The organism is Nonomuraea sp. NPDC049709, assembly GCF_040674815.1.
GTDB lineage: Bacteria > Actinomycetota > Actinomycetes > Streptosporangiales > Streptosporangiaceae > Nonomuraea.
Genome location: NZ_JBFANM010000164.1, coordinates 1 through 11,092, shown reverse-complemented (window position 1 = coordinate 11,092; position 11,092 = coordinate 1). Strand labels below are relative to the sequence as shown.

The following is an 11,092-nucleotide window of genomic DNA, read 5'->3' as shown; positions in this document are numbered from 1 at the left end:
AGATCACCCGTTCTACTGGATCTCCGTTCTCATGTCTCTGGTTCAGCCGAACACCTTGACGCAACCGCCAGCCGTCCTAACTTCCCGGCATTGCCGCTAGCCGGCGGGGGCCCGCACCAGGCGCTCCAGGACATCCTTGAGCAGCCGCGCGTCCTCCTCCGGCAGCACGGCCAGGAACGCCGCCTCGGCCGCGTCCACGGCGCGCGTGGCCTCCGCCAGCGTCTCGCGGCCGCGCCCGGTCGGCTCCACCATGTTCTTGCGCCGGTCGCCGGGGTGCGGCCGGCGCCCCACGAGCCCCTTCCGCTCCAGCGCGTCCACCAGGGCGACCATCGTCGTCCGGTCGATCCCCAGGCGCTGGGCCGCCTCGAGCTGGGACAGCGGCTCGGGCGTGCCCAGCACCGACAGCACCGCGAACTCACGCCCGTCGATCCCGTACGGCTCCAGCGCCGGGCCCGTCAGGTCTGTCAGGCGCAGGTTGGCGTGCTTGAGCAGGTATCCAAGGCGGCGTTTCGACACCCTGCGATTCTCCCACCGGACCGGGATCAGACCGCGCAGTATCCGTCGTCGTCACACCCGTCCGCCGGGGCGGCGAGCTGGGTGATCGGCGTCTGCCCGGTCCGCTCGGCCACCTCGTCGATGGCGGCGGCGAAGGCGTCCTCCGGCTGCGCGCCCGACACGGCGTATTTCCCCTCGAACAGGAACAGCGGCACCCCGCTGACCCCGAGCGACCGCGCCCTGGCGAGCTGCTCGCGCACCTGCTCGGCGCCCTCTCCGGAGTCGTGCACGCCCACCTCGGCGGCCAGCTCGGCCAGCACCCCGGCGTCGGCCACGTTGCGCCCCTCGGTGAAGTAGGCGCGGAACAGCCGCTCGGCCATCTCCAGCCCGAGCCCCTGCCCCGAGGCCACCTCGATGAGGCGGTGCGCCTCGAACGTGCCCGCGTTCACGGCCTTGTCGTAGTCCAGCTTCAGCCCCTCACCGGCGGCGGCGGAGACGACCCGCTCCACCATCTGCCGCGCGTCGGGCCCGAACTTGCGCTCCAGCTCCGGGATCAGCGACCCGCCACCCTCGGCGGGCGCGTCGGGGTTGAGCTGGAACGGCCGCATCGTCACCTCGATCGTGCCGCCCTTGGCCCGGAACCGGTCAGCGGCCCTGGCGAACCTGGCGTGCCCGATGTAACACCAGGGGCATACGACGTCGGAGAAAATTTCCACCTTCATGTCCGGGGACAACCCATCCCGGCCGGCGGAGATTCCTAGCCGGCCGCCAGTTCCTCCAGCCGGTACGGCAGGTAGGCCGAGTCGTCCACCAACGCGGACGCTCCCCGCCACCACCCGAACCACTCGCCGCTGCGCCACATCCAGTCCACCCGCTCGATGGCGGCCACCACGTCGCCGACCGTCTCCCACCGCTCGCCGAGCTGCTCGCGGGAGGCGCCGTGGCGCACCGCCCACGCCCGCAGGATGCCGACGGCGGCGGACGGGACCTGGCGCGCGTAGGGGTCGGGGTCCTCCCCCGGCAGGCGGTGGGGCCCGAGCCCGGCCGCCACCCCCCAGCTCCACTGCGCCTCGGCGGGCCGCGAGTAGCGCAGGGACTGGAAGTCCAGGTTGGAGCCGAGATCCTCGTCGGGCCGCCGGGTGACGACCGCGTCGAGCCGCCCTCCGGCGTCGAAGTGCACGACGAGCCGCTGCCCGGGCTTGACCCCCGGCGGCAGCTCGAAGCGGTCCTCGGCCTGCCAGGAGTTGAGGTCGACCTGCGCGACGGCCGCGCCCCACAGCTGGTCGGCGGCGTCGTCGGAGATCCAGGCGGCCAGCATCTCCAGGGCGGTCAGGTCGGTCCACGGCTCGATCGCCACGGCCGTGCGCACCACCTCGTCGGGCGGGGGCAGCTTGCCGCCCCTGGACGTGGTCCACCAACTCTCGCCCAGCTCGCGGGTGCCGACCAGGAGCGCGGCGATGGCGGCCAGCTCCGCCGACCGCCTGGTGAGCGAGGCCCCCAGGGCCAGCTCGAGCGTGCGGTCGGTGCGGTCGTCCCCGAGCACGGGGCGCACGTCGCCGATCAGCATCTCGGCGGTCGGGCGCTCCTCACCCAGGAGGTTGCGTACGACTCGTCTGGCCTCGGTTCGTGCGTCTTCAGCATGTGCCTGCCGCATACCGCCACGCTACGCCCGGAGATCCTTTTCCGCGAGAGTCCGTGCCGCCATCAACCTCAGGCGCCCCGGCGGCGCGACCCCCGCCCGAGCAGCCAGCCCACCGCCGCCCCGGCCAGCGCGACCCCCGCGCCCATGCCGAACGAGGCCAGCATCACCCACGGGCGCGTCTCCGTGTGGCGCTTGGCGGGCCGCTCGAACACCGCCTGGCCCTGCTCCGGGCGCGCCGCCGCACCGGAGGACACGGGGGTCACCTCGGCGGGCGCCCGGAGGTGCTCGTCGACGGCCGAGAAGAACTCCGCCGCCGTCCGCTTGGCCACCGAGCTCAGCATCCGCTGCCCGACCCCGCCGATCATGCCCCCGATGACCGCCTCGGCGTCGTAGTCCACCCGCGTGCCGCCCTCGACCTCGCTCAGCCGCACGAGCACGGTGGCGTCCACGGTCCCCGGCGCGCCCTGTCCGCGCGCCTTGAGCGTGAAGCTCTCCGGCGCCAGCGGGTCGGTCAGCGCCACCTCCCCCTGGTAGACGCCCTTGACGGAGGCCACCCCCGCATTCACCGTCATGCGGTACGTGTCCGGCCCCGTCTCCTCCAGCCGCTCGCACCCGGGGATGGTGCGCACCAGCACCTCCGGATCCCGGAGCGCCGCCCACGCCCGATCCCTGTCCACGCCGATCACCGCACTGCCCGCCACGTTCATGCCGACACTCTAGGCAGACGGGACCGGCCGGATAAGGGCAACACCTGCCAGAGGCGGGTACGGTTCGCGGATCGGGTCCGCCCAACGGCGTACGGACCCATCAGCCCGGCGGGTGACGCGCCGGGCCGCGTTCCCGCGGCATTCTCGACATTCAGCAACCAGCAGCACGGGGATGTGACCAAGGTCGCACCCCATTGCTCTACAGGCTGTAGTACTACTACAGGTAGATGTACTACAGCGTGTAGAGCTGAGGAGTCGGCGGGGAAGATGGACGCACTTGACCTTGCGCGGTGGCAGTTCGGGGTGACCACCGTGTACCACTTTCTGTTCGTGCCCTTGACCATCGGTCTCGGGATCTTCGTGGCCGGCCTGCAGACGGCCTGGCACCGCACGGGCAAGGAGCAGTACCTGAAGCTGACGAAGTTCTTCGGGAAGCTGTTCCTGATCAACTTCGCCATGGGCGTGGTCACCGGCATCGTGCAGGAGTTCCAGTTCGGGATGAACTGGAGCGAGTACTCCGTCTTCGTGGGCGACGTCTTCGGGGCGCCGCTGGCCATGGAGGCGCTGCTGGCCTTCTTCATGGAGTCCACGTTCCTGGGCTTGTGGATCTTCGGCTGGGACCGGTTGCCGAAGAAGGCGCACCTGGCGTGCATCTGGGCGGCGGCCATCGGGTCCAATTTGTCGGCCTATTTCATCCTCGCTGCAAACGCCTGGATGAAGCACCCGGTCGGCTACGAGGTCGTGGACGGCAAGGCCAGGATGACCGACCTGTGGGCGGTGCTGACCAACTCCACGGCGGTGGCGCAGGTCCCGCACGTGATCGGGGCGGCGTTCATCGTTGCGGGCGGGTTCGTGCTGGCGGTGTGCGGCTACTGGCTGCTGCGGACCCGCATCGCGCAGGACCGGGCGATGTGGCGCGGCGCGGCCCGCGCCGCGCTGGTGATGACGGCGATCGCGGGGGCGGTCGTCGCGGGCACCGGCGACATGTCCGCCAAGCTCATGTACGAGCAGCAGCCCATGAAGCTGGCCTCGGCCGAGGGCCTGGAGCGCGACACGGCGGGCGCCCCGTTCAGCGTCGTCCCCGGCATCGAGATCCCGAACGTCCTGAGCTTCCTGTCCACCAACGACCTCAACGCCACCGTCCAGGGCACCGAGGACCTGCAGCGGCGCTTCGAGGAGCAGTTCGGCCCCGGCGACTACCGCCCCGACCAGACGATCGTCTTCTGGTCGTTCCGGGTGATGATCGTGTTCGGGCTGGCCACGGTGGGCCTGTCGGTGCTCGGCCTGTGGCTGACCCGGCGCAGGCGGCCGTTCCCCGCCTGGCTGTCGCGGGCGCTGCTGCTCGCGCTGCCGCTGCCGCTGATGGCGGTGATCGCCGGGTGGCTGCTGAGCGAGATCGGCCGCCAGCCGTGGACGGTCGCGGGCGAGCTGCTGACGGCCTCCAGCGTGTCGCCGGGCGTGAGCCTGGCCGAGGTGGCCACCTCGCTGACGATCTTCACGCTGCTGTACGGCGTGCTCGCCGTGGCCGAGGTCGTGCTGCTGGCCCGGCACGTCCGCAAGGGCGTCGAGGAGCCGGCGCCGGCCCCCGCGGCCGAGCGGCTCGAGCCGTCGCTGATGTACTGAGGAGCAGACAATGATCGAGTTGTGGTTCGCCATCATCGCCTTCCTCTGGACCGGCTACTTCGTCCTCGAGGGCTTCGACTTCGGCGTCGGCCTGCTGGCGCCGCTGGTGAGCAGGAACGCCGCCGAGCAGCGCGCCGGCCTGGAGACCATCGGCCCGGTGTGGGACGGCAACGAGGTGTGGCTGATCACCGCCGTCGGGGCCATGTTCGCCGCGTTCCCGGCCTGGTACGCGGGCGTGTTCAGCGCCTTCTACCTGCCAGTGACGCTGATCCTGGTGGGCCTGATCGTGCGCGGGGTGGGCCTGGAGTGGCGGGGCAAGGTGACCAACCCCGTCTGGTGCGACCTGGGCATCGTGGTGGGCAGCGCGCTCCCGGCGTTCCTGTGGGGCGCGGTCTTCGCCGACCTGCTCCACGACAGCGTGCCCGCGGCCCTGCTCGGCGGCGGGTTCACGCTGGCGGTGTGCATCCTGCACGGCGCGGTCTTCCTGTCGCTGAAGACCACCGGCCCGGTCCGCCGCCGCGCCAGGACCGTCGCCATGGCGGCCGGCGCCGTGACCATCCCGGTGGCCGTGTTCGCCCTGTCGAGCCTCGGCACGGCCCCCGCGCTGGCCTCCATGGCGGCGCTGGCCGCGGCCACGGCGCTGATCTGGCGGCGCAGGGAGGGCTGGGCGTTCGCGGCCACGGCGGGCGCCATCGTGCTGGCCACGCTGGCGCTCTTCATGGAGCTGCGGGTGCGGCCGCTGCCCGGGCTCACCCTGGCGGAGGCGGCCTCCGGCCCGTACACGCTGACCGTGCTGAGCTGGATCGGGCTCATCGCGCTGCCGTTCGTCCTGGTCTACCAGGGGTGGACGTACTGGGTGTTCAGGAAGCGGGTCAGGGTGGGGGCCGTCAGCTAGCGGGCGCCCCGCCCAGGTAGAGGCGGCCCAGGCGGGGGTCCGCGGCCAGGTCGCGGGCGGGTCCGGAGATGTGCACCCGGCCGAGGTCGAGCACGCAGCCGACGTCGGCCATCTCCAGGGCCCGGCGCGCGTTCTGCTCCACCAGCAGCACCGCGACCCCCGTCCTGCGCATGAGGTCGATCCGGTCGAACACGACCTGCGTGTTGCGCGGGTCGAGCCCCATCGAGGGCTCGTCGAGCAGCACCACGGACGGCTCCAGCATGAGCGCGCGGGCGAACTCGACCTGCTTCTGCTGCCCGCCCGACAGCAGCCCGGCCATGCTCCCCCACCGCTCACCCACGACCGGGAACAGCTCCTTGACCGCCTCGATCCGGGCGTTCAGCGTGGCCTGGTCGCGAACGGTGTAGCCGCCGAGCCGCACGTTCTCCGCCACCGTCATCTCGCGGAACACGCTGTGCCCCTGCAGCACGTGGGCCAGGCCCAGGCCGAGCAGCCGCTGCGGCGACAGGCCCGCCACGTCCCGCCCGGCCAGCACCACGCGGCCCGACCTGGGCGCGAGCAGGCCGCTGGCGACCTTGAGCACGGTGGACTTGCCGGCCCCGTTCGGGCCGACGAGGCAGACGACCTCGCCGGCGCGGACGGTGACGCTCAGCCCGCGCAGCACCGGCGCGGCCCTGCCGTACCCGGCGACGACGTCTTCCAGAGACAGTACGACCTCAGACACCGAGATACGCCTCCAGCACCCGCGGATCCTCCCGCACCAGCGACGGCGGACCTTCGGCGATGGGCGCGCCGCGGTCGAAGACGATCACGTGGTCGCACATGCCCATCACCATGTCCATGTTGTGCTCGACGACGAGGAACGTGCGGCCCTCGGCGTTGAGATCGCGGACGAGGCCCACGATCCGGTCGATCAGCGCCGGGTTGACCCCGCCGGCCGGCTCGTCGAGCAGCACCAGGTCCGGCTCGGCCATCAGGACCGCGGCCAGTTCGAGCAGCTTCTGCTGGCCGTAGGACAGGTCGCGGGCCTCGGCCTCCTCCATGTGCTCGATGCCCATGCGGCGCAGCCAGTGGCGGGCCCGCTCGACCTCGCCCGCGTCGCGCAGCCCGGCCAGCAGCTCGCGCAGCCGGGTACGGCGCACCGCGACCAGCATGTTCTCCAGCACGGTCAGCCGGGGGAAGATCCGGCAGAGCTGGAAGGTGCGGCCGATGCCCGCGTGCGCGATCCGGTGCGGCGAGTGCCGGGTGATCTCGCGGTCGCGGTAGAGCACCCGCCCCGAGTCGGGCCTGATCATGCCGGTGACGATGTTGAAGAACGTGGTCTTGCCCGAGCCGTTCGGCCCGATCAGCCCGTTGATCTTCCCGTCGTGCAGCTCGACGGTGGCGCCGCTCACGGCCAGCACGCCGCCGAACGACTTCGTCAGCCCCTCGGTCCGCAGCGAGCTCCCTGTGACAGTCACTGGGCCACCCCCTGCAGTCGCTGGTCGGCGCTCTCGTCCGGGATGGAGGGGCCCGTCCGTTTCCTGGTGAGACGGGCGAGGATGCCGTCCGGCATGAACAGCACGACCAGCACGAGCACCAGGCCGGTCGCGGTCAGGTGGATCTGCGTCTCGCCCAGCGCGATCAGGAAGTACTCCCCCGCCGGCGCCACGATGAGCGCCCCCAGCAGCGGCCCGAACAGGTGCCTGACACCGCCGAGCAGGCTCATGAGCACCATGTACGAGCCGATCAGGATCGAGAAGACGAAGATCGGGTCCAGGCTGCCGAACCAGACCGCGTAGAGCCCGCCGGCCAGCGCCACGAACAGCGCGGACAGGGCGAACGCCGCCACCTTGTACGCCCCCGTGGGCACGCCCAGCGACTCGGCCTTGTCCTCGTCCTCCCTGATGGCCCGCAGGCCCGCGCCGAAGCGGGAGCGGGAGACGTACCACCAGGACAGCAGCGCGACCCCGAGCAGCGCCAGGAACAGGTAGAAGAACACCACGTGCGTCTGGCCCCGGTGCAGGTCGGGGAAGGGCGAGGGCACCTGCAGGCCGGTGGAGCCGCCGGTCAGGGAGCGCCAGCCCTGCACGACCAGGTTCATCATGGACACGAGCGCGATGGAGACGATCACGAACGAGGCGCCGCGCACCCGTACCGCGGCGATGCCGACGCCGACCGCGAACAGCGTGACGAGCAGCGCCGAGACGAGCAGGGCCACCACCCACGGGAGGCCCAGGCGCACGACGAGCAGGCCGGTGCCGTACGCGCCCAGGCCGAAGAACGCCGAGTGGCCGAGGGAGACGTAGCCGGTGAAACCGCCCAGGAGGTTCCAGGACGTGGACATGGCGGCGTACATGACGGTCAGCGCGCCCGCGTACACCAGGTAGTAGTTGGGCACCAGCCACGGATACGCGATCGCCAGCGCGGCGACCAGCAGCGGGAGCCCCCTAGAAACGGTGCGCAAGCCGGCCTCCGAAGAGCCCCTGGGGGCGGACGAGCAGGGCCAGGAAGAGGAAGACGTAGAACATCATCGTGGCCCAGGTGGCGTCCACGGTGACCAGCACGACGCCCTCGACCACGCCGAGCAGGACGGCCGCCAGCGCCGCGCCCACCACGCTGCCGAGGCCGCCGACCACGATGATCGCCATGAGCTTGCCGATCCACACCCAGTGGGAGGCGGGGAAGAACGGCGTGATCAGCGCCAGCACCGTCCCGCCCACGGCGGCGGTGGCCAGGCCCACGCCGAAGCCGTACCCGGCCACGCGCTCGGTCTGGATGCCGACCAGCCGGGCCGCCTCGCGGTGCTGGATCGTGGCCCGCAGCGCCTGCCCGAACCTGCTCCTGATCAGCACCGCGAACAGCACCGCGAGGGTGAGCGCCGCCACCCCGAAAGCGATGATCTTGTCGTACGGGAGGTGCACCCCGCCGACGGTCAGCGACCTGGTGGCGTACTCCATGCTGACCGACTTGTAGGAGCCCGTGTAGAACGTCCCGAGCAGGCCCTCGATGGTGAGGGCGATCCCGAACGTCAGCAGCACCGACATCATCGCCAGGTTCTCCGGCGCGAGCCGGGCGATGAGCAGCCGCTGCACCGCCACGCCCAGCGCGAAGAACAGCGGCACGGTCAGCGGCAGCGCCAGGAACGGGTCCACGCCGAGCGTGGCGTGCACGGTGTAGGTCAGGTAGGCGGCCAGGAACAGGAACGCCGGGTGCGCCACCATGACCACCCGCATGACGCCGAAGTACAGCGACAGGCCCGAGGCCAGCAGCGCGTAGAGCCCGCCGGTCAGCACGCCCAGGGCCAGCCCCTGCAGGAGCAGGTTCACCACTCCTGCTTGGGGTAGACGATGGAGGCGGTCTTGGCCTGCTCCGGCAGGACGATCTCGATCTTGCCCTTGACGTACTGCTGGATCATGTGCGCCTGCTCGGGGCGCCCCTGGTCGTCGAAGGACAGCGGCCCCACGACGGTGTCGAACGTGCCCTGTCTGATGTGCGCGGCCAGCTTGTCCTGGCACTCCTTGGTGGGATCGACGCACTTGACCGCGGTCACGGCGGCCTCGACGATCTGGCCGACGGTGTAGCCGTTGGCCGCGTCCTCGTTGGCCTCGCCGCCGAACATCTCCTTGTAGCGCTTGACCATGTCCTGGTTGCCGGTGAACGCGGCGGTGGCCGACCAGCCCACGGGCGAGACGATGTGCTCGACCGCCCCCTTCACCGCGGCGGGGAACTCCGCCAGCGTCGGCCCCGTCGAGAACGCCGCCAGCTTGGGCTGCACCTTCAGCTCCTGCAGCGCGCGCACCAGTCCGACCGAGTCCTCGAACTGCGTGCCGCCCACGACCAGGTCCGGCTCGGCGGCGGCGATCTTGGCGGCGATGGGGGCGAAGTCGGTGGTCTCGGGCGGGTACACCTCGTCCACGACCGTCTTGATCCCGGCCGCGGCCAGCTTGTCCCGCAGCCCGTACGCGGTGCCCTGGGCGAACGGGTCGTCCAGGCTCGCGTACGCCGCCGTCTTGGGCCGCTGGTCGGCCGGCAGCTTGATGAGGTAGTCGGCCAGGTAGTTGTAGTGGTCGCCGGCGATGGCCGGGGCCGCGTAGAACAGCCGCTTGAAGCCCTGCTCGAAGACCTCGGCGGCGGCCCCCGCGGGCTCCACGAACAACATGCCGTACGACTCGGCGACCTTCGCCGCGGGGATCACCAGGCGCGAGGAGAACGGCCCGAAGACCAGGTTGACCTTGTCCTGGGTGATGAGGGACTCGTAGTCGGAGCTGACCCGGTTGGGGTCGGAGGCGTCGTCACGGAAGATCAGCTCGACCTTCCTGCCGAGCAGGCCGCCCTTGGCGTTCACCCGGTCGGCCCAGACCTGGTATCCCTCCTGGATGCCCTTGCCGGGCTCGGAGAAGTCGCCCGTGAGGGGGAGCGAGATGCCGATCTTCACCGGCCCCTGCTGCTGGCCCGGCGACTGCGCCGCGCCGGGTTCGTCGGTCTTCGCACACGCGGTCAGCCCTAAGGCGCAGACGGAGATGATCGCCAGGCTCTTACGGACTCTTGCCATCGAGGAGACCCCCGTCAGAAGAGGTGGAACGAAAGCGCTTTCGTAAGCGCTTTCGGTTACGATTACACGGGATTCAGCCCCGTACAAGGGGGTGTGCACCGCATGGCAGAGCGACCTTCCCCGCATTCTCCGCCCCGCCTGGTCGACGTGGCCAAGGCCGCCGGCGTCTCGCTGGCCACGGCCTCGCGCGCCATGACGGGCAGCACGGGGGTGAGCGCCCAGCTCGCGGCGCATGTGCAGGCGATCGCGTCCGAGGTGGGCTACGTGCCCAACAGCCACGCGCGGGCGCTGGCCGGCGGGCAGGCGTCCATGGTCGGGCTGATCGTGCACGACGTCGGCGACCCCTATTTCGGGGAGATCGCCAGGGGCGTGCTGCGCGAGACAGAGAGCCGCGGCTACCTGGCGCTGATCAGTCAGACCGAGCGCGACCCGCGGGCCGAGCTGGCCAGGATCCGCGCCTTGCGGGCCCATCGGGTGACCTCGATCGTGCTGGCCGGCTCGGGTTACGTCGAGGCGGCCACCGAGGCCGACATCGCGGCCGAGGTGCGCTCGTTCACCACGGCCGGCGGCCGGGTCGCGGTGATCGGCCGGCACCACCTGCCGGTGGACGCGGTGCTGCCCGACAACGCCGCCGGCGGGGCCACGCTCATGCGCCACCTGCTCGACCTGGGCCACCGCCGCCTGGGCGTGCTCGGCGGCCCGCCCAACCTGACCACGGTGGAGGACCGGCTGGCGGGGCTGCGCACGGCGTTCGGCGCGGCCGGGCTCGACTGGGGCTCGGTCCCGGTGGTGCACGGGGACTTCACCAGGGAGGGCGGCGCGGCGGCGGCCGCCCGGCTGGTGCGGGCGCACCCGGAGCTGACCGGGGTGGTGGCGCTGAACGACCCGATGGCGGTGGGCGCGCTGTCGTGGCTGCTCAACCACGGGCACCGGGTGCCCGGGGAGATCTCGGTGGCCGGCTTCGACGACGTGCCGGTGGCACGGGACGTCTATCCGGCGCTCACCACGGTCCGGCTGCCCATGGTGGGCATGGGCAGGCAGGCGCTGGAGCTGGTGCTCAAGCCGCCCGCCGCGCGCCCGCGCCGCCGGCGTACCGGGCACGAGCTGGTGGTCAGGGATCAAGAAGCAGTTCAAGGACGCGTACGGCTACGACCTCGGCGTCCCGGTCAACTGGGCGGCCTACGAGGACATCGCCG

The 11,092-nt window shown here is 71.5% G+C and carries 12 protein-coding genes; 3 read left to right on the top strand and 9 right to left on the bottom strand.

Annotated elements, in window-relative coordinates; translation table 11 throughout:
- Nucleotides 1–96: 96 nt before the first annotated feature.
- The 4 genes from AB0J69_RS60600 to AB0J69_RS60585 are packed head-to-tail and all read right to left on the bottom strand — an operon-like array spanning nucleotide 97 to nucleotide 2,844.
- The gene (locus tag AB0J69_RS60600; protein ID WP_364138175.1) at nucleotides 97–516 is read right to left on the bottom strand and encodes a MarR family transcriptional regulator; all 420 of its coding nucleotides are present in this window, start codon (nucleotides 514–516) and stop codon (nucleotides 97–99) included.
- 26 nt (nucleotides 517–542) lie between these two features.
- A complete protein-coding gene (locus AB0J69_RS60595) occupies nucleotides 543–1,217 on the bottom strand; it encodes a DsbA family oxidoreductase (protein ID WP_364138172.1) in 675 nt (224 codons plus the stop codon).
- Nucleotides 1,218–1,252: 35 nt separating this feature from the next.
- Nucleotides 1,253–2,149 (bottom strand): hypothetical protein, encoded by an 897-nt coding sequence (locus AB0J69_RS60590; RefSeq protein ID WP_364138171.1) that lies wholly within the window; start codon nucleotides 2,147–2,149, stop codon nucleotides 1,253–1,255.
- A gap of 56 nt (nucleotides 2,150–2,205) precedes the next feature.
- Nucleotides 2,206–2,844: a carbon monoxide dehydrogenase subunit G gene (locus AB0J69_RS60585; protein ID WP_364138169.1), complete on the bottom strand. Its 639-nt coding sequence runs from the start codon at nucleotides 2,842–2,844 to the stop codon at nucleotides 2,206–2,208.
- Nucleotides 2,845–3,111: 267 nt separating this feature from the next.
- On the opposite strand from AB0J69_RS60585, the gene AB0J69_RS60580 reads away from it, so the two are divergent.
- The gene (locus AB0J69_RS60580) at nucleotides 3,112–4,467 is read left to right on the top strand and encodes a cytochrome ubiquinol oxidase subunit I (protein WP_364138167.1); all 1,356 of its coding nucleotides are present in this window, start codon (nucleotides 3,112–3,114) and stop codon (nucleotides 4,465–4,467) included.
- A 10-nt stretch (nucleotides 4,468–4,477) separates the two neighbouring features.
- On the top strand, nucleotides 4,478–5,362 hold the full coding sequence (cydB, locus tag AB0J69_RS60575; protein WP_364138165.1) for a cytochrome d ubiquinol oxidase subunit II: 885 nt from the start codon (nucleotides 4,478–4,480) through the stop codon (nucleotides 5,360–5,362).
- Here cydB and AB0J69_RS60570 read toward each other — a convergent pair.
- From AB0J69_RS60570 to AB0J69_RS60550, 5 genes are read right to left on the bottom strand one after another with little or no spacing between them, the layout of a single operon-like run.
- Complete coding sequence (locus tag AB0J69_RS60570; RefSeq protein ID WP_364138164.1) at nucleotides 5,355–6,086, bottom strand: ABC transporter ATP-binding protein; 732 nt, start codon at nucleotides 6,084–6,086, stop codon at nucleotides 5,355–5,357. The genes cydB and AB0J69_RS60570 overlap by 8 nt on opposite strands.
- The gene (locus AB0J69_RS60565) at nucleotides 6,079–6,822 is read right to left on the bottom strand and encodes an ABC transporter ATP-binding protein (protein WP_364138162.1); all 744 of its coding nucleotides are present in this window, start codon (nucleotides 6,820–6,822) and stop codon (nucleotides 6,079–6,081) included. The genes AB0J69_RS60570 and AB0J69_RS60565 overlap by 8 nt, the downstream gene beginning before the upstream one ends.
- Nucleotides 6,819–7,808, bottom strand: a complete 990-nt coding sequence (locus AB0J69_RS60560) for a branched-chain amino acid ABC transporter permease (RefSeq protein WP_364138158.1) — start codon at nucleotides 7,806–7,808, stop codon at nucleotides 6,819–6,821. The genes AB0J69_RS60565 and AB0J69_RS60560 overlap by 4 nt, the downstream gene beginning before the upstream one ends.
- Complete coding sequence (locus tag AB0J69_RS60555) at nucleotides 7,792–8,670, bottom strand: branched-chain amino acid ABC transporter permease (protein ID WP_364138155.1); 879 nt, start codon at nucleotides 8,668–8,670, stop codon at nucleotides 7,792–7,794. Before AB0J69_RS60555 ends, AB0J69_RS60560 begins: the two co-directional genes overlap by 17 nt.
- Nucleotides 8,667–9,896, bottom strand: coding sequence for an amino acid ABC transporter substrate-binding protein (locus tag AB0J69_RS60550; RefSeq protein ID WP_364138152.1), 1,230 nt, complete (start codon nucleotides 9,894–9,896; stop codon nucleotides 8,667–8,669). Before AB0J69_RS60550 ends, AB0J69_RS60555 begins: the two co-directional genes overlap by 4 nt.
- A 102-nt stretch (nucleotides 9,897–9,998) precedes the next feature.
- Between AB0J69_RS60550 and AB0J69_RS60545 the strand changes: the two genes are divergently transcribed.
- Nucleotides 9,999–11,092 (top strand): LacI family DNA-binding transcriptional regulator (locus AB0J69_RS60545; protein ID WP_364138150.1); only part of this gene is annotated, 1,094 nt, incomplete at its 3' end.

Bases quoted from the DNA above. Each gene is read 5' to 3' on its own strand.
- AB0J69_RS60595 (WP_364138172.1), bottom strand. From the start codon at position 1,217: ATGAAGGTGGAAATTTTCTCCGACGTCGTATGCCCCTGGTGTTACATC.
- AB0J69_RS60590 (WP_364138171.1), bottom strand. From the start codon at position 2,149: ATGCGGCAGGCACATGCTGAAGACGCACGAACCGAGGCCAGACGAGTC.
- AB0J69_RS60585 (WP_364138169.1), bottom strand. From the start codon at position 2,844: ATGAACGTGGCGGGCAGTGCGGTGATCGGCGTGGACAGGGATCGGGCG.
- AB0J69_RS60580 (WP_364138167.1), top strand. From the start codon at position 3,112: ATGGACGCACTTGACCTTGCGCGGTGGCAGTTCGGGGTGACCACCGTG.
- cydB (WP_364138165.1), top strand. From the start codon at position 4,478: ATGATCGAGTTGTGGTTCGCCATCATCGCCTTCCTCTGGACCGGCTAC.
- AB0J69_RS60550 (WP_364138152.1), bottom strand. From the start codon at position 9,896: ATGGCAAGAGTCCGTAAGAGCCTGGCGATCATCTCCGTCTGCGCCTTA.